The organism is Alcaligenes phenolicus (assembly GCF_032063905.1).
GTDB lineage: Bacteria > Pseudomonadota > Gammaproteobacteria > Burkholderiales > Burkholderiaceae_B > Alcaligenes > Alcaligenes phenolicus.
Genome location: NZ_DAMBOE010000009.1, coordinates 199,663 through 224,123, shown reverse-complemented (window position 1 = coordinate 224,123; position 24,461 = coordinate 199,663). Strand labels below are relative to the sequence as shown.

The 24,461-nt window shown below is 57.0% G+C and carries 20 protein-coding genes; 3 read left to right on the top strand and 17 right to left on the bottom strand.

Annotation, left to right across the window (positions count from 1 at the left end; translation table 11 throughout):
* Positions 1-30: 30 nt before the first annotated feature.
* The 7 genes from U2949_RS17295 to hrpA all read right to left on the bottom strand — a co-directional run bounded on the left by U2949_RS17295 (position 31) and on the right by hrpA (position 12,113).
* Entirely contained in the window at positions 31-1,215 is a 1,185-nt protein-coding gene (locus U2949_RS17295; RefSeq protein WP_051316348.1) for a glycosyltransferase family 4 protein, read from the bottom strand.
* Positions 1,212-1,928 carry a polysaccharide deacetylase family protein gene (locus tag U2949_RS17290; RefSeq protein ID WP_009461672.1) on the bottom strand — a complete coding sequence of 239 codons (717 nt, stop codon included), beginning with the start codon at positions 1,926-1,928 and terminating at the stop codon, positions 1,212-1,214. The genes U2949_RS17295 and U2949_RS17290 overlap by 4 nt, the downstream gene beginning before the upstream one ends.
* A 33-nt stretch (positions 1,929-1,961) precedes the next feature.
* The gene (locus tag U2949_RS17285; RefSeq protein WP_051316347.1) at positions 1,962-2,768 is read right to left on the bottom strand and encodes a glycosyltransferase family 2 protein; all 807 of its coding nucleotides are present in this window, start codon (positions 2,766-2,768) and stop codon (positions 1,962-1,964) included.
* Positions 2,741-3,583, bottom strand: a complete 843-nt coding sequence (locus tag U2949_RS17280; RefSeq protein ID WP_026484360.1) for a polysaccharide deacetylase family protein — start codon at positions 3,581-3,583, stop codon at positions 2,741-2,743. The genes U2949_RS17285 and U2949_RS17280 overlap by 28 nt, the downstream gene beginning before the upstream one ends.
* Positions 3,580-4,686, bottom strand: a complete 1,107-nt coding sequence (locus tag U2949_RS17275; protein ID WP_321289034.1) for a glycosyltransferase family 4 protein — start codon at positions 4,684-4,686, stop codon at positions 3,580-3,582. The genes U2949_RS17280 and U2949_RS17275 overlap by 4 nt, the downstream gene beginning before the upstream one ends.
* The gene (gene dnaE, locus U2949_RS17270) at positions 4,683-8,159 is read right to left on the bottom strand and encodes a DNA polymerase III subunit alpha (protein ID WP_026484358.1); all 3,477 of its coding nucleotides are present in this window, start codon (positions 8,157-8,159) and stop codon (positions 4,683-4,685) included. Before dnaE ends, U2949_RS17275 begins: the two co-directional genes overlap by 4 nt.
* 162 nt (positions 8,160-8,321) lie before the next feature.
* Entirely contained in the window at positions 8,322-12,113 is a 3,792-nt protein-coding gene (hrpA, locus tag U2949_RS17265; protein WP_321289032.1) for an ATP-dependent RNA helicase HrpA, read from the bottom strand.
* 72 nt (positions 12,114-12,185) lie between these two features.
* On the opposite strand from hrpA, the gene argA reads away from it, so the two are divergent.
* The 3 genes from argA to U2949_RS17250 all read left to right on the top strand — a co-directional run bounded on the left by argA (position 12,186) and on the right by U2949_RS17250 (position 15,539).
* A complete protein-coding gene (gene argA, locus U2949_RS17260; protein ID WP_009461662.1) occupies positions 12,186-13,541 on the top strand; it encodes an amino-acid N-acetyltransferase in 1,356 nt (451 codons plus the stop codon).
* Between the two features lie 70 nt (positions 13,542-13,611).
* Positions 13,612-13,884, top strand: coding sequence for an oxidative damage protection protein (locus tag U2949_RS17255; protein ID WP_009461661.1), 273 nt, complete (start codon positions 13,612-13,614; stop codon positions 13,882-13,884).
* A 368-nt stretch (positions 13,885-14,252) separates the two neighbouring features.
* Positions 14,253-15,539 (top strand): EAL domain-containing protein, encoded by a 1,287-nt coding sequence (locus tag U2949_RS17250; RefSeq protein ID WP_026484355.1) that lies wholly within the window; start codon positions 14,253-14,255, stop codon positions 15,537-15,539.
* A 61-nt stretch (positions 15,540-15,600) separates the two neighbouring features.
* Here the strand turns inward: U2949_RS17250 and phoU are convergent, their stop codons facing one another.
* From phoU to radA, 10 genes are all read right to left on the bottom strand, one after another.
* Positions 15,601-16,335, bottom strand: coding sequence for a phosphate signaling complex protein PhoU (gene phoU, locus U2949_RS17245; RefSeq protein WP_009461659.1), 735 nt, complete (start codon positions 16,333-16,335; stop codon positions 15,601-15,603).
* Between the two features lie 87 nt (positions 16,336-16,422).
* Positions 16,423-17,106 carry a ribose-5-phosphate isomerase RpiA gene (rpiA, locus tag U2949_RS17240; protein WP_321289028.1) on the bottom strand — a complete coding sequence of 228 codons (684 nt, stop codon included), beginning with the start codon at positions 17,104-17,106 and terminating at the stop codon, positions 16,423-16,425.
* Positions 17,107-17,144: 38 nt separating this feature from the next.
* The gene (locus tag U2949_RS17235; RefSeq protein ID WP_009461656.1) at positions 17,145-17,489 is read right to left on the bottom strand and encodes a Spx/MgsR family RNA polymerase-binding regulatory protein; all 345 of its coding nucleotides are present in this window, start codon (positions 17,487-17,489) and stop codon (positions 17,145-17,147) included.
* 27 nt (positions 17,490-17,516) lie between these two features.
* Positions 17,517-18,323, bottom strand: coding sequence for an ABC transporter permease subunit (locus U2949_RS17230; protein ID WP_009461654.1), 807 nt, complete (start codon positions 18,321-18,323; stop codon positions 17,517-17,519).
* Positions 18,320-19,240, bottom strand: a complete 921-nt coding sequence (locus U2949_RS17225; protein WP_083053973.1) for an ABC transporter permease subunit — start codon at positions 19,238-19,240, stop codon at positions 18,320-18,322. Before U2949_RS17225 ends, U2949_RS17230 begins: the two co-directional genes overlap by 4 nt.
* The gene (locus tag U2949_RS17220; protein WP_009461650.1) at positions 19,237-20,367 is read right to left on the bottom strand and encodes an ABC transporter ATP-binding protein; all 1,131 of its coding nucleotides are present in this window, start codon (positions 20,365-20,367) and stop codon (positions 19,237-19,239) included. Before U2949_RS17220 ends, U2949_RS17225 begins: the two co-directional genes overlap by 4 nt.
* Positions 20,368-20,372: 5 nt before the next feature.
* Positions 20,373-21,467 carry a polyamine ABC transporter substrate-binding protein gene (locus U2949_RS17215; RefSeq protein ID WP_407654203.1) on the bottom strand — a complete coding sequence of 365 codons (1,095 nt, stop codon included), beginning with the start codon at positions 21,465-21,467 and terminating at the stop codon, positions 20,373-20,375.
* 89 nt (positions 21,468-21,556) lie between these two features.
* Positions 21,557-22,276 (bottom strand): 3-deoxy-D-manno-octulosonic acid kinase, encoded by a 720-nt coding sequence (locus tag U2949_RS17210; RefSeq protein WP_321289024.1) that lies wholly within the window; start codon positions 22,274-22,276, stop codon positions 21,557-21,559.
* Positions 22,277-22,285: 9 nt separating this feature from the next.
* Entirely contained in the window at positions 22,286-23,065 is a 780-nt protein-coding gene (locus U2949_RS17205) for a sulfite exporter TauE/SafE family protein (RefSeq protein WP_257724213.1), read from the bottom strand.
* A gap of 5 nt (positions 23,066-23,070) precedes the next feature.
* Positions 23,071-24,456 (bottom strand): DNA repair protein RadA, encoded by a 1,386-nt coding sequence (radA, locus tag U2949_RS17200; protein WP_026484350.1) that lies wholly within the window; start codon positions 24,454-24,456, stop codon positions 23,071-23,073.
* Positions 24,457-24,461: the final 5 nt, after the last annotated feature.

Below are 24,461 nucleotides of genomic sequence, written 5' to 3'. Positions count from 1 at the left end.
GTAAAAGAGAAATCCTGGCTGCACCTGCCTTTAATCTTGGCGGCGAAGCAACACTTTTTGATACAGGTCCTGATAGCGGGTCGCGACGGCAGGCCAGCTGAATTGAACCAATAACTCACGCGAGTTCTCGACCAGGTTCCTGGCCATGGCCGGGTCCTTGCTGATTTTCTCAATCGCCTGAGCCAGTTCCTGAGCATCCTCCGGATGACTGAGCAGCAATGCGTGATAGCCGCCCTGCACATATTGGGCAAAGCCGCACCACGGAGCCGGGCTCAGGACAACCGGCAAGCCATAGGACATGGCTTCCAGCGGTGCCATGCCAAAGCTGTCATTCAGGGTGGGATGCACGTAAATATCGGCAGCGCGATAAAAAGGTTCGACGTTAGAAGTTTCACCCTGCAGGATGACGCGATCCTGCATATTCAGAGCCTGAAGCTGCTGTCGTATCTGGTCACGCAGACCCGGCTTTCCGCCCACCACCAGCAATCGATAATGAGAAGGCAGTTTCGCCAAGGCTTCCAGCACCGTATTCAAGCCTTTACGCAGCGGATTACGAGCCACCAACAGACAGACAACCTGATCGTTCGTAAAACCCAAAGACTCGCGAACCTGGGTGCGCTCCTGGCCTTGGGCATCGGCTTGCGGCAAGGCCACACCGGGAGCAATGACGGGATAGTCGTGCACGCTGCCATAGGCTTGCTGCAATTGTTCGGCAATCAGGCCCGAAACGGCGACTACAGCATGAGGACCGGGGCGCAAACGGCGTTTTTCCAGGCCCAGATACCCCCAGACCCTGGGGCTGAAGTAAGAGCCCAGTTTTTTCAACAACGGCAAGGGCCGCACGCGCCAGTTAAACCGCACGGGGGTGACATGCACTACTTCCACGTCCCCGCACCAGCCGTTCATGTGCGAGTGCACAATATCAAAACCTTGCGCCGTGGCCTTGGCGGCCTGACGGGCAAACAGGATGCCGCGTATCCAGCCCGGCCAATGCGACCAATGTCGAATAGGCACATAGGCCAGCTTCAAATCACAGCGACTGTCATATTCGCGCGCAAACACAGTGATTTCGTGTTTTTCGGCCAGCTCGCGCATCAATTCCACCCCATACGCTTCAGCGCCGCCAAAGCGGTTACCGAATCGGTCGACCACAAAAGCGATGCGCAGGCGCTCGGGAATCGCAGCGGGAGTATCGCGGGTTTGATCTGAGCTCATGAGCGGGAAACCGTACGACGCTTATCTTCCAGGCGTGTCACGCACTTTTGCACGAAGCGCAAAATATTAGTGGAGCGCGAGACCGTCACACGGGGCAAGTCAAACAAATCATCGTCTGAACGGGCCAGACCGCGATTGGTCGTGGTGGCATTCAGATAACCAGCCTGACGCACCTGTTCACGAATAGCCTGATTCTGATCGCCATAGGGATAGCAAAACGCGCTGACTTCCACTTGCAGCACGTCTTGCAGCTCTGCCTTGGATTGCGCGATCTGGTAATGGGCAATTTCCGAGGACACATCGGTCAGATGCACATGGTCCAGCGTATGCGAACCGGCTTCATGACCGGCGTTCACCCAGGCGCGCAGTTCTGGCAAGGACATCAGACCGGAATGCGGCACTCCTTTGGGTTGGTCCCAGAAGTTCGAACCGTCCAGATGCCGCGCCACAATGTAATTGGTCGCCGTAAAGCCCAATTCATCCAGCACCGGCATGGCGTTCTGAAAAACGTTACGGTAGCCATCATCAAAGCTGATTCCCACAACCTTGCCCTGCTTTTCACCCCGCAGGTACGGCATCAGTTGCGCCATGGACAAACCACGGTAACCCAAGCGCTTGAGCCAAGTCATCTGGCGCCGAAAATCAGTAGGATGCACGGTCAAACCACGGTAAGGCGAGCCCTTGGGAGCAGGCACCCCGACCTGGTGGTACATAAGAATCGGAATCATAGGCGGCATTATAAGGGGCTAATCAGACTTCTGACGGGTGTAATACCACAGCTTACTATATCGAAACAGGCTGCCAGAAGCGGCCATGCACGCCAGAATGAAGCCTTGCGGGCCGTCCAGAAATCCCCGTCGAACAATATAGTGACGCACAAAGGTCCAGCTGGCATGGCCTGCAATGCCCGGCAGGCTGGTGGTCTTGCCCTTGACCTGCATTTGACGGGCCGCATCCGAGGAATAACGGTTGATCTTGTCGATAAAGACTTCAAGGCTGGCGTAGGGGTAATGCAGAAAATGTCCATCCAAGACCAGGACTGGATGCTCGGTCTGCACGCTTTCATGGACTTTGGCGTCGTTAAAACGGGCTGTGCCACGCTTGAACAGTCGTAATACCCGGTCTGGCCACCAACCGCTATGGCGCATCCAGCGGCCAGCGAACTCTGACAGGCGGGCAATCCGGTAAGCCGTACCACGAGGCTGAGTCATTTCCTGCTGAATCAGTTGTGCAAGCTCGGGCGTAACACGCTCGTCCGCATCAATGGACAGCACCCACTCGCCCGTGGCCTGATCCAGTGCCCGATTCTTCTGCGGCCCAAAGCCGGGCCAATCCGGGGTGACCGTAACGTTCGCCCCCATGGAACGGGCGATTTCCACCGTCTCATCCGTACTGCCCGAGTCCACCACAATAATCTCGTCCGCAAAGGCAACGGATTCCAGGCAGGCACGAATATGCGCCTGCTCATTTTTCGTGATCAGGATTACGGACAGGCGCTTGCCAGAACTCGGCGCGGCGCTTTGCCCTATTTCTGTCGTTGACGACGACGCCATGCTTTCCACCTGTTGAAAATCGGACCGATCACGGGATGTACCGCAACATTCAGCCTGCGTCCTACCGATACGCCCGTCGTGTCACGTACGGCGAAACGATAAATGTGCAAAGGATCGCTACCAGGCTGGTTGGAGCCGAAGGCGCGCGTTGTATACAGATAGCGGAAACCGGCTTGCTGGGCGACCTGCACATAATCAGGATCAAAATAGCCTTGCGGCCAACACAGCTGGTCAGAGACCATACCCATATTGGCCTTCAAGGTCTGACGGGATTGCTCCAGTTCCCAACGCATCTTGTCGTTCTTTTGATCGCGCTGTTCGCTCAGGTCCCAGCGAGTATGGGTATGCGTATGACTGTGGAACTCGAACACACCATCAGCCTGCATGGCGTGGATTTCACTCCAGCGCAAAATCACCTCGTCGCTACGGCCTTGCTCGATACGCGCTTCACATTCACGATGAGCCGGGCATTCGGGCACGTCCTGGCCCTGGCCCAGATAAGGGCGCACAGGCCCCTTATTAATCCAGCTCGTCACCAGGAAAATCACGGCATTGAAGCCATATTTTTTCAACAAGGGATAAGCGTAGACCCAGTTATCCAGGTAGCCGTCATCAAAGGTAATCAGTACCGATTTGGGCGGTACGCCCTGCCCTTGCAGATGGCCTACAAATTGCTCGGTTGTCAGGCTGGTCCAGCCGTTTTTCTTCAACCATTGCAAATGCTGCTCGAAATGCTCGGGACTGGCATTGATCATGCCCCCTTCCGGGGTGACATGGTGGTACATCATGACGGGCACGGTGCTTGCCACTTTCATCCCTGAAGCTCCTTTAACCAAGCATGATAAGCGCCTTCCAGCCGGTCGCCCATGGCAACCGGGGTAAAGCGCTCGTCGCTACGACAAAACAGGCGCCCTGCGGCTCCCATTTCCTGACGCAACTCTGTGCTCTGGATCATTTTTTCCAAGGCGACGCGCCACTGCTCCGGGTCGTGCAAATCCGCCAGCAAACCGCTGCGGCCTTCTTGCATCATCTCCGGGACCCCGCCAACGCGACTGCCCAGCACAGGAATGCCGGCGCTTCCAGCTTCTACAAAAACAGTCCCCGACGCTTCCATATGGGTCGCCAAGGCAAAAATATCCAGATTGGGCAGAATCGAGGGCACATCTGCACGAGCGCCCAGCATATGAATCCGCCCTTGCAGCCCCAGCTCCGCGATCAAGGCCTGCAACTGTTCATAGCCCGGAGAGCCGCCCCCCACCAGCACCAAGTGCAAGTGAGGGTAGCGATCAAATAAAGGCTGCATGGCGGCGATCAATTCATGATGACCTTTTTCGCGCCGCAATACGGCAACGCAACCTACCAGCAAGGTATCAGACGCCAAACCCAACTGGGCACGCAAATCCAGGAGGGGCGCTGAATCAATCACGCCGGGATCGACACAAGGATAGACCACCCGAACATGTCCAGGTTTCACGCCCCGCTCGATCAGGTGATCGCGCACATAATCGCTGGGCGTAATCACCCGTTTGGGCACGATGGTGTAAGACATCAAGGAGCCCACTTTCTTGGCCAGATGGCGCGTACGCACAATCAAGGGGGTTCCGGCCAGGCGCCCGGCCACACCGGCCAGCATGGTGTCGCGGCGGCTATGGCTGTTCAGCACATCAAACTGGCCTTGGCGCAAAACCCGACGCAACTGGCGCACACCGCGCATGTAATTGGCCGGGCCATCCATCAACAGGGTATGAACCACAAAACCCTCGTCGCGCAGGCGCTCGGTCAACTGGGCATGAGGTTGGCAGGCGGCCTCCACCTGATGCCCCCTTTCGCGCAAGATGCGCATGGCTCGCAGGATGTAGTTTTCCTGACCACCAAAGCTGGTGGCCGCTTCCGAGTGCAGAATGCGCAAGGACCTCATCGGTAGCTGATCTCCACCTCGCGCGTGGCGTCCCAGCCTTCCAGCTGCTCCAGCAGGGAGTCTGCCAAACGGACACGCCATTGCGGGCCCAATTGCACCACGCACTCATAATCGGGACGCTGCAGTTGTACCTCAACCGGCACCCCGCCCTGCTCCTGGGCACGGTGTGGTGCCAACAAGGTTTGCAGTCGCTGTGCATCGGCATTATTGTTCAGGCCAATGCTCAGGCAACTGGCACGGGCCTCACGGGCCAACTGCAAGTCAAAAATAGCGTCAGCATTGATACGCAAGCCGCCGGTGTAATCGTCGTTGCTGACCTTGCCCTGGATGATGATCAACTGGTCTTCTTTCAGACGCTGGCGATGCTCTTCAAACAGCTCATTGAAGATGGCCACTTCCAGCTGCGCCGAGCCGTCATCCAGCATGGCGTAAAGCATCTTGCCGCGACGTGTCATGCGTACACGCACGGCTGAGAGCACACCGGCAAACCACTGCGGACTGCGCGAGGCTTCCAGACGTGCCAAGGGTGTCGGTGCAAAACGGCGGACCTCATCACGCCAGGCGTCAAACAAATGGCCACTGAAGTAAAAGCCCAGTGCCGTCTTTTCCTGACGCAAGCGATCTTGCAGGCTCCAGGGAGCCACTTTCGCAACCTCGCCTTCCACAATATCGTTGGAGTCGTCGTCAAACAACGAGGACTGGTTGGCGCTACGTTCGGCCTGTTCGGCAGCTTCGGTAGCGGCACCGATACTGGCCAGCAAAGCGGCGCGGTTTTCATCTATCGTGTCAAAAGCGCCGGCACGCACCAAGGCTTCAATGGTGCGCTTGTTCACCTGATGGCGGTCTACACGACGGCAGAAATCAAACAGGCTGGTGAAAGGACCGCCTTGCTTGCGAGCATCCACAATCGCTTCAACCGCTGCCTGACCGGTACCCTTCACGGCGCCCAAACCATAGCGCATGGTACGTGGCGGCAAGCCTTTTTCCGTATAGCTATCCTGCACAGGCTCAAAGCGATAGTTGGACGCATTGATATCTGGCGGCAAGACTTCCACGCCATTGGCCAGCGCGTCTTTCCAGAAAATCTGGACCTTGTCGGTATCGTCCATATCGGACAACAAAGTCGCGGCCAGAAACTCGGCCGGATGGTGGGCTTTAAGCCAGGCCGTCTGATAGGCAATGAGAGCGTAAGCAGCGGAGTGACTCTTGTTAAAGCCATAGCCTGCAAACTTTTCCATCAGGTCAAACAGCTTGACCGCCAATTCAGGGTCGTGGCCTTTCTTGACCGCCCCTTCCTCAAACAGAACCCGGTGCTTGGCCATCTCCTCGGGCTTTTTCTTGCCCATGGCACGACGCAGCAAGTCGGCACCACCCAGCGAGTAGCCACCGATAATCTGCGAGATCAGCATCACCTGTTCCTGGTAGACGATGACCCCGTAGGTGCTGCTCAAGGTGCTTTCCAGATCCGGGTGGAAGTAATCGACCTCGGCTCGACCGTGTTTACGGTTCACGAAGTCCACCACCATGCCCGACTCCAGCGGCCCCGGACGATACAGGGCCAGCATGGCGATAATGTCTTCAAAGGTGGAAGGCCGCAGACTGCGCAGCAGCTCCTTCATCCCACGCGATTCCAGCTGGAACACAGCTGTCGTATTACCTTCGCACAACAGCTTGTAGGAGGCGTCGTCATCCAATGGCAAGGCCATGATGTCAAACTCGCGCTTGTCCGCATTGAACTGGCGTACATAGCGCACGGCCCAGTCCAGAATCGTCAGGTTACGCAACCCCAGAAAGTCGAACTTGACCAGACCCGCCGCCTCCACGTCGTCCTTGTCGTATTGCGACACGGCGTTGGCGTCCGGGCCAGACTGGGCATACAGCGGGCAAAAATCGATCAATTTGCCGGGTGCAATCAAGACCCCCCCGGCGTGCATGCCGACACTACGGGTCAGGCCTTCCAAGGGACGGGCCAGATCGATCAGGGCTTTGACTTCCTCATCGTTCTCGTAACGCTCGCGGAAGGCCGGCTCATCGGCCAGCGCACGCTCCAGCGTCCAGGGATCGGCGGGGTTGAACGGGATCAGTTTGGACAAGCCATCGCACAGGCTGTAAGGCAATTCCAGCACACGGCCTACGTCGCGCACCACGGCTTTTGCGCCCAGAGTACCGAACGTGGCGATCTGGCTGACGGCCTGACGGCCATATTTCTGTTTAACGTAATCAATAACGCGTTCGCGGTTGTCCTGGCAGAAGTCCACGTCAAAGTCAGGCATGGACACCCGCTCAGGGTTCAGGAAACGTTCGAACAGCAAGTCATAGCGCAAGGGATCCAGATCAGTAATCCCCATGCTGTAGGCCACCAGGGAACCCGCCCCCGAACCCCGACCCGGCCCTACGGGCACGCCATTGTGCTTGCCCCAGTTAATGAAGTCCGCCACGATCAGGAAGTAGCCGGGAAAGCCCATGGAAATAATGGTATTGCACTCCCACATCAAACGCTCTTCGTAGGTCGGGCGTTGCTTCTCGCGCTCCTCGGGGTCGGCATACAGCTGCTTCAAGCGGATTTCCAGACCGTCTTTGGCCTGTTGAATCAGGAAGTCACCCAGCGACATGCCATCGGGCGTGGGAAAATCGGGCAGATAGGGTTTGCCCAGCTCCAGCTCCAGGTTGCAACGCTTGGCAATTTCCAGCGTGTTTTCCAGCGCAGCCGGGACGTCCGCAAAGCGCTGCTGCATTTCGTCCGAGCTTAGAAAATATTGCTCTTGCGTAAAACGCTTCACACGCTTGGGGTTGGCCAGCTGTTCGCCTTCGGCAATACACACCCGCACCTCATGCGCGCGGAAATCGTCCGGGGCAATAAACTGAATCGGGTGCGTAGCAACGACAGGCAGGTCCATCTCTGCTGCCAAACGCATGGCAGCTTGTACATACAGCTCGTCACCGTCCGCACCGCTGCGCTGCAGTTCAATATAGAAGGCGCCGGGAAACAGGTCTGCCCAATGACGGGCGCAATCACGGGCCAAATCCAGATTGCCATCGGCCAGAGCCTGGCCGACATCACCCATACGAGCACCGGACAAGGCAATCAAACCACTACATTCTTTCAGCCAGGCGCGCTGTACCTCTGCCCGCCCCTTGTATTGGTTCCCCAACCAGGCGCGGGTCAGAATGTCACACAGGCTCAAGTAACCGGCCTCGTTTTGCACCAGCAACAACAAGCGCGACGGTTTTTCGCGGTCTTCCTCGTTTTGCAGCCAGATATCACAGCCCATGATGGCTTTCAGCCCGGCTTTACGAGCCGAGGTATAGAACTTGATCTGTCCAAACAAGTTGCACAAGTCCGTCAAAGCCAATGCAGGCTGCCCATAGGCCTGCGCTTTCTTGATCATTTCGGGAATACGGGCGATGCCGTCCACCACGGAGAACTCCGAGTGGGATCGCAAATGGACAAAGGAAGGGGTGGTTTCGCTCATGATGGAATTGTACTGAAGCCTATGGACATTGTTGAGGCTGAAATGGCGCTACGGGTGAATACCTTGAAACGTATTGCAAGGCATTCAAACCCGAAGCACATGATCCGCAAGGGCGCATCCCAATGCCCACTATCGCCATGCAGATCTCAAACGACTACCGTCTTAGCGTTGCAGTGCCGCCCAGGCCTTTTCCAGACGCTTGACCGAAACCGGCATGGGGGTGCGCAACTCTTGCGCAAACAAGGACACGCGCAATTCCTCCAGCATCCAGCGGAAGTCCCGCAAGCCGCTATCAGTCGCACCTTTCAGGGCCGCCACGGCACGCTGGTACTTGGTCAGCAGAACCGACATATCCTGCATCAGGCGTTGATCGCGAGCCGGATCGGCACGCAGCTTGTCCACCCGTGTTTGTACCGCTTTCAAGTAACGCGGCATATGGGCCAGTTGCGCGTATTCATTGCTTTCCAGAAACATGGTGGGCATCAAGGCGTTCAATTGCTGCTGTATGTCTTTCAAAGCCTCGGGGTGGGCCTTGATTTGCGCCAGTTTCTTCTGGGCGGCACTCCATTCGGTCAGAATCTGTCCGGCCAGACGGGCCACTTCCTGGGCCACCAGACCCAGACGGCTGCGGCCCTCCTGCACACGAGCCTCGAACTCGGCCTGGTTCTTGGGCCAGGGCTCCATCATGCAGGACTGCTCCAGAGCCACATCAATAATCTGGTCACGCAATTGCTCCTGCGTCCCCAGGTTGATGTACAGCATACTGATACGAGTCAGATCCGTAATATTCTTTTCCAGAAAACGCACCTGCTCGCGCAGAGCCAAACGGAACAAACGGCGCAAACCCTGACGGTGCTGACGCTGGGCCTGAGCGGGGTCATCGAACACATCCAGATCGCAATGGGTTTTCTTGTCGATCAAGGCTGGGTAGCCAATAAAGCTGCGCCCCTTGCGTTTGATTTCCATCAGCTCGGGCAGTTCACCAAAGCTCCAGCTGGTTAGCTGCTCGTGATCCAGCACTTGCGCTACCTGCTCGTCGCTGGCGGCCATTTGCTGGAAGGAGGCCTGAGCCTGACGGCCATGCTCGGCCTTGAGCTGATCCAGATTGCGCCCGCCCGACAACATGCGGCCATGCTCGTCAATGACCCGGAAGTTCATGAACAAGTGCGTCGCCAGCGTCTCGGGTTTGAAGTCACTGCGCTGCGGCCTTTGCTTGAGCTGAGTCCACATATCCTGCGAAATGGCGTCCAGCAGGCTCATGCCCGGATCGGCTGCTTTTTCAAACCAGCGTTGGTGAAAGGCGGCAGCATAATCGGGCAGCGGCACACAATGGCGGCGGATGCGTTGCGGCAAGGATTTCAGCAAAGCCAGCACTTTTTCTTTCAGCATGCCGGGCACCAGCCACTCGCAACGCGCAGCGTCGATCTGGTTCAAGGCGAACAAGGGAACGCTCAAGGTCACCCCATCGCGCACCGAGCCCGGCTCGAAGTGATAATCCAGCGCCATCTTCACGCCCTGCCATTCAACGGAGCGCGGAAAGACCTCGGTGGTGATGCCGGCTGCGTCGTGCTGCATCAATTCGTCGCGGTTCAGCTCCAGGCCCTTGGCCTCTTCTTTGGACAAGCCCTTGAACCACTTTTCCAATGTGGCGGTCTGGTACACGTCCTTGGGAATGCGCTGATCGTAAAACGCGTAAATCAGTTCTTCGTCCACCAGAATATCGGGGCGGCGGGATTGGTGCTCCAAACGCTCTACCGCCTGTATCTGCTGACGGTTATGACGCAGGAAAGGCAGGTTGGAGTCGATCTCGCCTGGCACCAGAGCCTGGCGCAAGAACAACTCGCGTGCCTGCACCGGATCAATGCGGCCAAAGTGAATGCGACGGCCACTGTAAATCAGCAAGCCATACAAGGTAGCGCGCTCATTGGCCACTACCTGCCCGGCTTTCTTCTCCCAGCGCGGATCGCCCCAGGTTTTACGCAGCAAATGGGCACCGACTTTCTCAATCCACTGCGGCTCGATACGCGCCACACAGCGGGCAAAGAGCCGCGTAGTTTCCATCAGCTCGCCCGCAAGTATCCAACGGCCTGCTTTCTTGACCAGCTTGGAGCCGGGGTGAATCACAAAGCGCAATTCACGCGTGCCTTGATAGACGCCGGTTTCTTCACTCTTGTAGCCAATATTGCCGATCAAACCCGTCAACAAGGCCAGATGCACCTGCTCATACGTGGCTGCCGAGGGGTTGGCGACCCAGCGCTGCTCCTGTACCAGACTGCGTAATTGGGTATGAACATCTCGCCATTCACGAATACGCAAAGGGGACAGCAAAGCCTGTTTAACGCTATTGGCAAACTTGCGCTGCGAGCTTTGTTCCTGCGACAGCTCTTCCAACCAGTTCCACAGCTTCACATAGGACAGGAACTCGGACTTGTCGTCGTTGAAACGGGCATGGGCCTGATTGGCCGCTTCGCGCTCATGGACAGGACGATCACGTGGATCTTGCACGGACATGGCCGAGGCCACGATCAGCATTTCCGTCAAACAATGATGTTCGTGGCCAGCCAGAATCATGCGGGCCACACGCGGGTCCACAGGCAGCTTGGCCAGGGAACGGCCCACCTTGGTCAGGCGCTGCTGTTCATCCAGCGCACCCAGCTCTTGCAAAATCTGATAGCCGTCGGCAATCGCCCGGCCGGTCGGCGGCTCCACAAAGGGGAAGGTTTCCACATCGTCCAGATGCAGGGCCTTCATGCGCAGAATCACCGAGGCCAGCGAGGAACGCAAAATCTCGGGATCCGTAAAGGGAGGGCGGCTCTTGAAATCCTGCTCGTCATACAGACGAATACAGATACCGGGGCCAATACGCCCGCAACGCCCTGCCCGCTGGCTGGCCGATGCCTGACTGATCGCTTCGATACGCAGTTGCTCGACCTTGTTGCGCCAGGAATAGCGCTTGATACGCGCCAGACCACTATCGACCACAAAGCGAATGCCGGGCACGGTCAGCGAGGTTTCTGCCACGTTGGTCGCCAGCACCACACGGCGCGCATTGCCTTTGGGTCGGAAAATACGTTCCTGATCCGCCTGTGACAGACGCGCAAACAAGGGCAGGATCACGGTATTGATTGGCTTTTCTTTTTCCAGCGCCTCGGTGGCTTCGCGGATTTCGCGCTCGCCGGGCAGGAACACCAGAATGTCGCCCGTACCATGCCGGGCACATTCCTGCACCGCATCCACAATGCCTTGCATCAGATCCCGCTCTTCCTCGGAGGCGGAACGGCGTTCTTCGGCATCGACCAAAGACGGGTCCAGAATCGGGCGGTACACAATATCGACGGGATACAGACGGCCCGACACTTCAATGACAGGCGCCTTCTTGCCCTTGTGGGCAAAGTGCTGCGCAAAACGCTCGGCATCAATTGTGGCCGAGGTAATAATCAGCTTCAGGTCCGGACGACGTGGCAACAGTTGCTTTAAAAAACCCAGCAGAAAGTCGATGTTCAGACTGCGTTCATGGGCCTCGTCAATAATGATCGTGTCATAGCGGCTTAACAGGGGATCGCGCTGGGACTCGGCCAGCAAGATCCCGTCTGTCATCAATTTGATGGCCGAGCGCGGTCCGGTCTTGTCGTTAAAGCGGATTTGGTACCCTACCCAGTCACCAATCTCCGATTGCAGCTCCTGGGCAATACGCTTGGCGACCGACGTGGCGGCCAGACGGCGCGGCTGAGTATGACCAATAATCTTGCCCTGCTGGCCACGGCCCAGCTCCAGACAGATTTTGGGTAATTGGGTGGTTTTGCCCGAGCCGGTTTCACCACACACAATGACCACCTGATGGTCTTTGATCGCCTGCGCAATTTCGGCCCGTCGGGCGCTGACTGGCAGGTCATCAGGATAAGAAATTGTTGGTAAAGAGTGTGGGTTTTCAGTCAATTCGTCGGACTCGTGCATGAAAGGTAGTTTCTGGTACAGACATCATTATAATTTTGGCTTGAAACCATTTGGACGCAAAGATCCCCCGCAATGAACACAGACATCCCCGACTCGTACAACGCCATCGAACCACCTGATGAATCCCAGGCACAATTTGTGCGATGGTTCAGGGAAGTGGCGCCTTATGTGCACGATTTTCGTGGCAAGACGTTCGTGGTGGCCTTTGGGGGCGAGCTCATCAACGATGGACTGCTCTACACCCTGATCCCGGATTTGTCGCTGCTGTCAGCACTGGGCATCAAGCTGGTGCTGGTGCATGGCTCCCGCCCCCAGGTCAATGAGCAACTGCGCCTGAAAGGCGAAACCACGCAATTCGGTCGCGGTACCGAGCCAACCAGTGCGGTCGCTCTGGAATGCGCCAAAGAAGCCGCTGGTGAAATTCGCCTGGATATTGAAGCCGCTTTCAGCCAGGGTTTGCCCAACACCCCCATGTCACATGCCCAGATTCGCATCATTTCGGGCAACTTTGTGACCGCGCGTCCGGTGGGCGTGATTGATGGCCTGGACTTCAAGCATTCTGGGGCGGTACGCAAACTGGACGTGGACGCCATGCGGCTGATCATGAGCCAAGGAGCGCTTATTCTACTCTCCCCATTGGGTTTTTCTCCAACTGGCGAGGCCTTTACCCTGGACATGGAAGATCTGGCCACCAGCACGGCCATCGCCCTGCGCGCTGAAAAGCTGATTTTCCTGACCCCGGAGCATATCGGGCACTCCAATAATCTGGATATCGATTCGGAACTGGCCCGTGCCGATGCCGACTCCCTGCTGGCCTCGGGCAAGCTGGACGAGGACTGCTCCACCTTCCTGCGCTACGCCTCGCAAGCCGTCAAACGCGGTATTGCCCGTGCGCACCTGGTGCCCTACAAGCAGGACGGCAGCATTTTGCTGGAGATCTTCACCCACGATGGGGTGGGCACCATGGTGGTGGAAGACACACTGGACGATTTGCGCCCGGCCAATCTGGACGATGTGGGTGCAATCGTGCAACTGATCGAACCCCTTGAAATTGACGGCACCCTGGTCCCCCGCGGCCGCTCGGTCATCGAGCGCGAGGTAGAGCAGTTCACGGTTCTGGAACACGACGGCATTATTTACGGCTGTGTGGCCTTGATTCCGTACGAAGAAGAAAGCATGGCCGAAATGGCCTGTCTCATCGTGCACCCGGAATGGCAAGGCTCGGGCGAAGGTGAAATTCTCTTGCGCCATACCGAAGCCAAAGCCCGTGCGGCCGGCTTCAAGCGTCTGTTTGTGCTGACTACCCGCACTTCTCACTGGTTTATCAAGCGTGGCTTTGTACAAGGTGGCGTATCCGATCTGCCCAAGGGCAAGCAGTCGCATTACAACCGTTCGCGCAACAGCATGGTCTTTATTAAAAAGCTGTAAGCCGGTTTGACCCTCCTGCGCCCCTAAGTACAATACGCCCATCCAAGCATTTGATTAAAAAGGAACACATATGGCACGCATGATTCACTGTGTGAAGCTGAAACAGGAAGCCGAGGGCCTGGAGTTTCCCCCCTACCCCGGCGAGCTGGGCACCAAGATCTGGCACTCGATTTCCAAACAGGCCTGGGCCAACTGGATGGACGTGCAAACCCGTCTGGTGAACGAGAACCGCCTGAACCTGGCTGACGCCCGTGCCCGCACGTATTTGAAAGAGCAGATGGAACAATATCTGTTTGAAGACAAGGACGTGGAAGCCGACGGTTTTACCGCCCCTTCCGCTTAAGTCCCGATTCAGGACACGCACGCAAACCCCGGAGCATTACCATCGTGCTCCGGGGTTTCTTTATTTCTGCTACCGACTCCCCCCGCCTTTCCCAGCATTCTTATCAAATAACCCTCCTTCAGCACGCAGCCAAAACGTAATTAAATGAAACGTTGCGCGACAAGTTGGTTTCAGACTGGTCAAAAATCAAAAGAAATGGGATTTTTCTACAGTTACCTGAAGCCCTAAGGCACAAAATCACGGCTGGCCTTGATGCGCATACAGTGCCCAAGCCACACCGGCCCATCACGTGTCCATGTCTGAGCAGCCTTGCGCCGAGCCCTGCACAGCACCGCCGCTTACTGCTTTACCCACAGGAAAAGAAGTTCATGTGCCGCCTAGACCTACCCGAGATTGACCAGTACTCCACTCACTTGCGCCTGTGGCTGGTCAACCTGAGCTATTTGGAGGCTTTGTATGGGCCGCAGTTTCATGCTTTTGTGCTGGATACCGTGCAGCAAAGGCTGTTGGACTGTGGGCTGACTACCAATGAAATCTTTATCCGGGGAGATTTTGTCCTGATTGCCTTGAAGCAGTTGGGCAAGCAAAACCGCTTTCAGCGTACCCATCCCAATGCCCTGGCCCAATTGCTGGGTGCGGCACTGGAGTGTGACCCCATCACCCAGGATGAGCACCGCATCTACCTGCACACCCAGATGGCTTACCACTACGATGGCCGTCAGTACGACACGAATCAGCTCCACCCTCCCGCTCCCAACCCCTGCTCTCATAATCACCCAGCCACGCTGGCCGCCTGGCACAAGGTCTGGGCCAAGACGTACCGGGACGATATGAGTCTGGCAGTTCGCATGCTGGATGATTTACAGAATGGGCTGCTGGCCCTGGCCTTTCAGCCCATCTATCACCTGGGCGAAAAACACAAGAACAAGAACTTTTATGAAGAGGCCTTGATTCGTCACTGCGGCACGGCGGATTACTCTTTACCCGAGGCCATCGCCGCTCTGGAGCGATTAGGTCTGGTATCCCGGCTGGATCGCAGTGTCTTGGGCAGTGTGGTGGAGCTGCTCAGTACAAAACCAGGTCTTTGTTTGGGAGTGAATATCTCCGCAGGCTCCCTGCAGGACGATTTGTGGTGGCAGGATCTGTTCAGCTATCTGGACAGCCACCCGGATGTAGCCCAGCGCCTGATTCTGGAAGTAACGGAAACCGGCACCATCGCCCACAAGCCCACGGCGCTACGCCTGATTGCCCAACTACAAAACCTGGGAGTACGGATCGCTCTGGACGACACGGGATCGGGCAATAGCACCCTGGCCTTTCTGGTGCAGACCCATGCCGACATTATCAAAATTGACCGCTCGATCTTGCTGCGGGCACGCAGCCCCGGTCAGCCAGCCCATTTGCTGCGCAATCTGGTCAATGTCTGCGCCGACTACAGCCCCTACGTGATAATCGAAGGTGTCGAGGATGAGGCTGATCTGGAGTTTGTGCGCCAGTCCGGTGCGCACGGCGTACAGGGCTATCTGCTGGCCTTGCCAACACTGACCCCGCCCTGGTGGGACTCGGCAGTGTTGATAACGGTGCAGGATGCGGTACTGCTACGTACCCAGTTCTATCCTGACCAAGCCCCCAAAGGCTACGGTTTTGGTTTTTGAAAAGCAAACAAGCCTTGCATGACACCATGCAAGGCTTGTAGCAAGAAGGCCTGGATCGGAATCAGGCCTTGTCTTCGGATTCCGGTTCGGGCAAGGGCTCACCACGCGCAGTACGCTCGGTGTTTTTCACACCGGTGTGACGCACGTCGTCACCACGTACCATGTAGATCACGCGTTCAGCCATGTTCTTGGCGTGGTCGCCAATACGCTCCAGCGCACGGGCGATAAAGATCAGGTCAATGGAGTGCGAGATCGTGCGTGGATCTTCAATCATGTAAGTGATGATGTGACGCAGCGAACCCTTCCACTCACGATCCACTTCCTTGTCGCTACGCACAATCTGTGCTGCGTGTACGGCATCCTGGCGCGCAAAGGCGTCCAGCACATCGTTGATCATGCCAGCAACCGAGGAGCTCATATGACGCAGCTCCACCACAGGCTCGTAGCCAGCGGTGCCTTCGTGCAGACGACGAGCCATCTTGGCGATGCGCTCGGCCTCGTCCCCGCAGCGTTCCATATCGGTCAGCATTTTGGAGATGGACAGCAGCATGCGCAGGTCAATGGCAGTGGGCTGATTACGGGCGATCAAGTTGGTGATGCGCTCGTCAATCTCCACTTCCAGGCGGTTGATTTCTTTTTCACGCTCGCGAACCTGGTCAACCAGCGACATATCCCCGGTTTGCAGGGCTTCGGTCGCACTGCGAACCATAGATTCAACAATACCGCCCATCTGCAAGAACAGCGAACGGGTGGCCTCCAGATCGGAGTGAAACTGCTTATTGGTATGTTCGTTCATAGTGGCCTTCTGTAACAGCAAAATGGCTCGCGCCAGCGCTTAATCCGTGCATAGATTAAGCACCGATTATGACAGAGACATTAAAATTCAGAAACCGTCGCCAGACAGGGTACGCACACCCTGTTGACCGGCAATCAAGGCCACGCTGGCTGGGGTAATCGCGAACAGGCCACAGCACACCACACCGGGCATATTGTTGATCTGGGCTTCCAGAGCAGCCGGGTCTGCAATCGACAAACCGGACACGTCCAGAATCAGGCCACCGTTATCGGTGACAAAGCCCGTACGCTCGACGGGATTACCGCCCAAGGCACGCAATTGACGAGCCACGGCATTCTTGGCCATGGGGATGACTTCCACCGGCAAGGGGAACGCACCCAGGCGATCCACCAGTTTGGAATCGTCCACAATGCACAGGAACTTGTCCGAGACCGATGCCACGATTTTCTCGCGGGTCAAAGCGCCACCGCCGCCCTTGGTCATGTTCAACGCCGCATCGATTTCGTCGGCACCATCCACATACCAGTCCATACGTTCGATGGTGTTCAAGTCTTGCACTGCAATACCCAGACTTTGCAGGCGAGCGGTCGAGCGCTCCGAGCTGGAAGCAGCAGCCTTGAAGGCATGTTTGTGCGCCGCCAGAGCATCAATAAACAAATCAACCGTGGAACCCGTACCCACACCCAGAATGGAATCCGGGGTCAGGAAAGGAAGGACGTAATCAACCGCGGCCTGAGCCACCTGTTGTTTGAGTTCGGTCTGTGTGTACATGGCAGATATAAAAATGGGGGGGCTTGGCCCCCCTTGGTTTATTTAAGAAAACGAGCGGCAAATTTGCCTTCGTTGAAACCCACACTGACCTCGCCCTCGGGCGTAATCAGCAAGGGGCGGCGCACCAGCGCCGGAAATTCAGCAATCAAGGCCAGCCATTGGGCATCGTCCTGCGGCTCTTTACGTTCCGCAGGCAAATTACGCCAGGTCATGGAGGCGCGGTTAACCAGCTTGGGCCAGCCACCCAGCTCCTGCGCCCATTGTTGCAAGCGGGCCGCTTCCAAGGGATGTTCGCGGTAATCCACAAAGTTCAAAGGCAGACCGTTTTGCTCAAACCAGGCAATCGCCTTTTGGCAGGTGCTGCAATTTTTCAAACCATACATCGTGAACACGGCAATACTCCTTATCAATCAGGCGCGACGCTCGCGGCGTACCTGCAAGCGGCTGGCGACTACAACAAAAATACCAATCACCAAAATCAACAGGGTTGCCAACGCATTGATCTCGGGCTTGAGGCCCAAGCGTACGCGCGAAAACACTTCCACCGGCAAAGTGGTAAAGCCAGGACCGGACAGGAAGGAGGCGATCACCACATCGTCCAGCGACAAGGTAAAGGCCAGCAACCAGGCCGCCATCAAGGCAGGCACGATCGAAGGCAGGACCACCTGGAAAAACGCCCTCAAGGGGGTGGCACCCAAATCAAGCGCCGCTTCTTCCTGAGAGCGATCCAGCTCACGCATGCGCGATTGCAGAATCACGGTCGCGTACGCGGTGCACAGTACCACGTGACCAATCCAGATGGTGAAGATACCGTTCTGTTCCGGCCAGCCAAACAGGGAGTTCAGCTCCACAAACATCAGCAGCAGGGAAATACCCAGCACCACTTCCGGGATGACCAGCGGTGCACTGACCAGACCGATGTACAGAGCAAAGCCCTTGAAGCGCCCCATACGGGCCAGCACATAGGCGGCCCAGGTGCCCAGAATGGTGGCCATGGTCGCGGTCAGCACGGCTATCAGGAAAGACAGCTTGGCAGCACTGAGCAGCGCTTTATCCTGAAACAGGGACTCGTACCAGCGGAAGGAAAAACCCGACCAGGACGTCATGATGGCCGATTCATTAAATGAAAAGACGATCAGGAACAGGATAGGAATGTACAGAAAACCAAAGCCCAGCGTCAGGACGATGGCACGCAGCCAGGGATTAGGCTTGGTCATGAGCGGCCTCCCCGTTGCGCTTCCATCTGTCGCATCTGGCTGTACTGGAAGAAAATCAAGGGAATGATCAAGAGCAGGACCATCACGCAAGTGACGGCAGCAGCCATCGGCCAGTCCGCATTATTGAAGAACTCGGTCCACATGACACGGCCCATCATCAAGGTGTCAGCCCCACCCAGCATTTCCGGAATCACGTACTCGCCCACCGCCGGGATAAACACCAGCATGGCACCGGCAATCACGCCGGACATGGACATGGGCAAGGTGATATTCCAGAACGCCGACCAGGGACGTGCGCCCAGATCGTAAGCCGCTTCCAGCAAGCGCATATCCAGCTTTACCAGATTCGCATACAAAGGCAGGATGAAAAATGGCAGATAGGCGTAGATCAAACCAATGTAGACGGCCAGATCGGTGCGGTAGATTTCCAGCGGCGCATCAATAATGCCTATCCACAGCAAGACCTGATTGAGCAGGCCATCGCCACGCAAAATGCCTACCCAGGCGTAGACGCGCAGCAGCATGGAGGTCCAGAAAGGCAGAATCACCGCCAGCAAGAGCAAGCTGCGCACGGCTGGTGAGGAACGCGCAATGTAGTAAGCCACCGGGTAGCCGATCAGAATGCAAAAGATCGTGGTGACAGCGGCCATCTTCAGCGAACTGATGTAGGTGGCCAAATACAGATTGTCGCTGAACAGCAGGATATAGCCGCGCAGGTTCAGCACAAAGGAAATGCTTTCCTCGGCAAACTGGGCCAAGGGCGTATACGGCGGCACCCCGAAATCAAGATCGGCAAAACTGATCTTGAGCACGAGCAAAAACGGCACCAGCAGAAACAGGATCATCCACAGGAATGTGGGTGCGACCACCAGCGTGCGACTGGTGGGCAGCAGTTTGCGCCAGGACAGGTTCTTCATGTGCTCAGTACCGTTGCGCTGTCGTCGGACCAGGACACGTAGACCTCTTCGTCCACGCCGGGAGCATCTGGCTGGGCCAAGGTGCCGCTAGGCATTTGCGCTTCGATCAGCATGCCGGCATCCAGACGAATCTGGTAGCGGGTGTAGCTACCCATCCAGGACACGTGGGTCACAATGCCGTGGCCCCAGTTGGTGTCCTCGGAAGGCAACTCACGACTCACCTTGATCTGCTCGGGACGAATGGACACATACACGTCCATGCCCAGCGGTTCGCTGATCCCGTGGCTGACATACAAGGGGCGGTTTAACTCCTCGCACTCGATATGAACGTGGTCCGGTTCGTCCACCGTCACTACGCCGGTGAACAAATTGGTGGAACCGATAAAGCCCGCCACAAAGCGCGAATTCGGGAAGGAGTACACATCGTAAGGCGTACCGGACTGGATGATCTGCCCATCGGACATTACCGCCAGTCGGCTGGCCATGGTCATGGCCTCTTCCTGGTCGTGAGTCACCATAATGCAGGTCACTCCCACACGCTCCAGAATCTTGACCAGTTCAATCTGGGTTTTCTGACGAATCTGCTTGTCCAATGCGGACATGGGTTCATCCAGCAAGAGCAGCTTGGGTCGCTTGACCAGGCTACGCGCCAAAGCGACACGCTGTTGCTGCCCGCCTGACAACTGATTGGGTTTGCGGCGTGAAAAACCCGCCATCTGCACCAGATCCAGGGCTTCAAATACGCGTTCGTGGATTTCGTTGCGGGGCACGCCTTCCTGCTTCAAGCCAAAAGCCACATTGGCCTCAACCGACATGTGCGGAAACAGCGCGTAGGACTGGAACATCATATTGACCGGCCGCCGGTAAGGCGGCAGGTCGGTAATATCCTCGTTGTCCAGATAAATCCGACCGGAAGTCGGCTCCTCGAAACCTGCCAGCATACGCAGCAGGGTGGATTTGCCACTGCCTGAACTACCCAGCAGCGCAAAAATTTCGTGACGGGCGACGTCCAGACTTACAGACTGGACGGCCACCGTATCGCCAAAAATCTTGACGACTTCGTCCACACGCACGAAAGCATCCTCGCCATCCATCCAGGGCGAGGTTCCGGTACGGATATCTTGCATGATGCCTAGCGTCCAGACTTGAGTTCAGCCCACAGGCGCGTTTGCAGACGCTGCACCTTCAGTGGCTGTGGTTTGATGACGAACAAAGTCTTGGAGACTTCGGGCGAAGGATAAATCATGGGGTTGTCAGCTACTTCCTTGACCACGAACTCGCGCGCATCTTTATTGGCGTTCGGGTAGAACATGGTGTTGGTAATGGCAGCATGGACTTCCGGCGTTTCAATGTAGTTGATGAAAGCGTGGGCCTCTTTCACATTGCTCGCGCTCTTGGGGATGGCCATGGTGTCAAACCAGACCGGCGCCCCGCCTTGCGGAATGTAGTAGTCGATGGCGTACGGCTTTTTAGCCTGGCGCGCACGATCAGCGGAGATCATCACGTCGCCGGAGAAACCGTAGACCATGCACAGATCACCCGCAGCCAGCTCATCGATATAGCCCGAGGAGCTGAACTGGCGCACGTAAGGACGAATCTGCTTGAGCAGGTCCAGCGCCTCGCGATAGTCGGCTTCGTTACTGCTGTTGGGGTCTTTGCCAATGTAGTGCAGCACGGCCGGGAACACCTGGGCAGCTTCGTCCAGAATGGAAATGCCACAGCCTTTCAGCTTCTCGGCATTTTCTGGCTTGAACAGCATGTCCCAGTTACCCAGGTCCACCTGCTCGCCCATGATCTCCTTGACCTTGGTCACGTTGTAGCCCAGGCCATTGGTGCCGTAGCCCCAGGGAATCAGGTATTCATTGCCGGGGTCAACATCGGAGAGCAGCGCCATGATGTCCGGGTCCAGGTGGGACCAGTTAGGAATCTGACTTTTATCCAGCTTCTGGAACAAACCGCCTTCGATCTGACGCGCTGCGTAATGCGTGGAGGGAACCACCACGTCGTAACCCGACTTGCCCGTCAACAACTTGGCTTGCAAGGTGTCGTTATTATCGTAAACGTCATAACGCACGGTAATGCCCGTGGCTTTCTGAAAGCCGGACAAGGTGTCAGGGGCCGTATATTCAGCCCAGTTATAGACGTTAACAACCTGATTTTGTGCCTGCGCAACAGGCATGATGGCAGCAGCGGCCAGCAGGCCGGCGAGTACCTGTGGTGTGTTCATCCCAAAAGACATCACGAGTCCCCTTCCTATCGAAAGCGAAAAACCCAAAAGGCGAGATGATAAAGCTTTTTTAAAGCCCGTAGTCGTAATTAACGCTGCGTTTGGTGACGGTAAGCAGAAAACATCTGCTGCCACCACTGATCGCCACGCGGCCCACACACTTTGAGCAAAGATCGTCTCAGGCGTTGCACATTACCCAGCGCCTGGGCGGGGCTGACGGGCCCCTGTCGTGCACGGTCAAAATCGATCAGCCAGACTTTGTCATTCGCATCCAGCAAAATATTGTAGGCGTTAAGGTCAGCGTGCCAAACCTCGAATTGGTGCATGCGGACAATCTCGTGTGCCACCGCTTCGGGGGAGGCACGGTCCAGGCACAGAGTCAAAGGCTGCACATTGGGCACCCGCTGGCTTATCAGGGCCGCATGGTACCAAAAACCCTGTTGCCACCATGCGCCCGCCAGCACTTTGGGGACGGCCAAACCCTTGTTGTGCAAATAAGACATCACCTGAAATTCTCGCCAGCTGCGAGTCCGCGATGCCCCTTGCCACAAGTAGGAAGACTCATTGAAGCTAGCCACCAGGCCACCACGCCGGTAGTGGCGCAGCACCGCCTGACCAAAGGGCCCGTTCACAAACCAGGCGGCCTGACGACCACCCTGTCCCACCTTGCTGGCCTGGTCGCCATACGAGGTGGCCTCGAACCAGCGCTGCAAGGCCTCTGGCTCCAGATCCAGCTGATTGGCCAGCTCCGGTGCCAACAAGGCACCGCCACCGGGCAAAGAGTAGACAGTTTCGGATTGGGTGCTCACAGCAGCTCCTCAGGCACGAACCAGCAACAGGGCCATGATCAATACCAGCATGCAGGCAAAAATAAACTTCAGACGATTCTCGGGCAAACGATAGGCCAAGCGCACGCCAAACGGCACCAGCAGCAGGCTGCCTATCGCCATCGGTATGCCGACCTGCCAGGTAGCCTGACCATGAAACGCGTACGTCGCCAAGGCGACCAACGTGCCGGGAATAATCATGGACAGGGCCAAGCCTTGCGCACCGGTCTGGCTATAACCCATACGGCTGGTCAGGAACGGCACCACCAGCACCGCACCGCCCACACCAAACACGCCACCGGCCAAGCCCGCCATCATGCCTACCGCGATATACCACAGCTGGCCAAACGACTCCGGGTCCGGACGCGGCTTGTCACTGCGACGGCGCCGCCGGGACAAGCCTAGACTCTGGTCGAAATAATACAGGGCAATGGCCATCACAAATACAGAGTAAATGCGACGCAGCAAGATCGCATCCATGCCCAGAGCCAGACGTGCGCCCAGCCAGGTAAAGATGATAGAGGAGATCGCCCCCAATGCTGCCCGACGAAAATCAATGTGGTTGCGACGATGGTACTGACGCACGGTCAACAGCACCGCAGGCACCACCATGATCAGAGCCGTACCCTGAGCGGTTTGCTGGTCCATGCCCAGAATCAGGCCCAGCAACGGAATAGCCAGCAAGCCGCCACCGATCCCCAGGACCCCGCCGGTATAGCCAATAAGCGCGCCTCCCAGCAAGCAGGCCAGGATCAACTCAATACTTATCATGGCGGTTACAGATTACGCAGACGGTCGACAGCGTCTTCCACCCGATCTACCGCCCAGATCTCCAGGCCTTCGATAGACTGACGCGGGGCATTGCTCTTGGGAATCAAGGCAATACTGAACCCCAACTTGGCCGCTTCGCGCAAACGCTCCTGCCCACGCGGGGCCGGACGAATTTCACCGGCCAGGCCGATTTCCCCAAACACGACCAGGCCACGCGGCAAGGGGCGGTTATTCAGGGAGGACAAAATAGCCAGCAACACAGCCAAGTCAGCGGCTGGCTCGGTAATCTTGACGCCACCGACGGCGTTCACGAACACGTCCTGATCGTAAGTAACCACGCCAGCATGACGATGCATCACCGCCAACAGCATGGCCAGACGGGAGCTTTCCAAGCCCACAGACAGGCGACGCGGATTGGGCACATGGGCCGAGTCCACCAAAGCCTGAATTTCCACCAGCAAGGGTCGTGTGCCTTCCTGGGTGGCCATGACGCAGGAACCGGCTACTGACTGGGAATGCTGGGACAAGAACAGGGCCGAAGGATTGCTGACTCCTTTCAAGCCTTTTTCCGTCATGGCAAACACGCCCAATTCATTTACCGCGCCAAAGCGATTCTTGAATGCGCGCACCATGCGGAAGGAGGAATGGGTATCCCCCTCGAAATACAGCACCGTATCCACAATGTGCTCCAGCACACGCGGACCGGCCAAGGTCCCGTCTTTGGTGACGTGACCGATAAAAATCATGGAGGTACCGCTTTGCTTGGCCAGACGGGTGAGCTGGGCCGCACATTCACGCACCTGCGATACCGAGCCTGGAGCCGCACTGAGCTGATCCGAATACAGGGTTTGAATCGAATCGATTACCACCACGCTAGGCTGGTGCGACTGCAAGGCCTGACTGATGGACTCCAGACGGATTTCAGCCAGCAGATCCACACCCTCGGTAGGCACGCCCAAACGGCGAGCACGCAAGGCGACCTGCTCGGCGGACTCCTCGCCCGTCACATACAGAACTTTGGTTTGCTGGGCCAAGGCTGCCATGGCTTGCAGCAGCAGCGTGGATTTACCGACACCGGGATCGCCCCCGATCAGGATCACGCCGCCTTCCACCAGGCCACCACCCAGGACACGATCGAACTCGCCTATGCCTGTGGGCACACGGGGCAGTTCCCGCGCCTGTACATCGGAAAGACTTTGGACCGGGCTGGAGCCAGCCAGGGAAGCAAAACGATGCGCACTGGCCGCAGCCGGTGTCTCTACCGTTTCCTGCAAGCTGTTCCAAGCCCCGCAGGCCGGGCATTTGCCCGCCCACTTGGGTGTATCTGCCCCGCACTCCGTGCAAACAAATACAACTTTGGCCTTGCGGGCCGCACGAGTACTGGTGGCCATAGAAA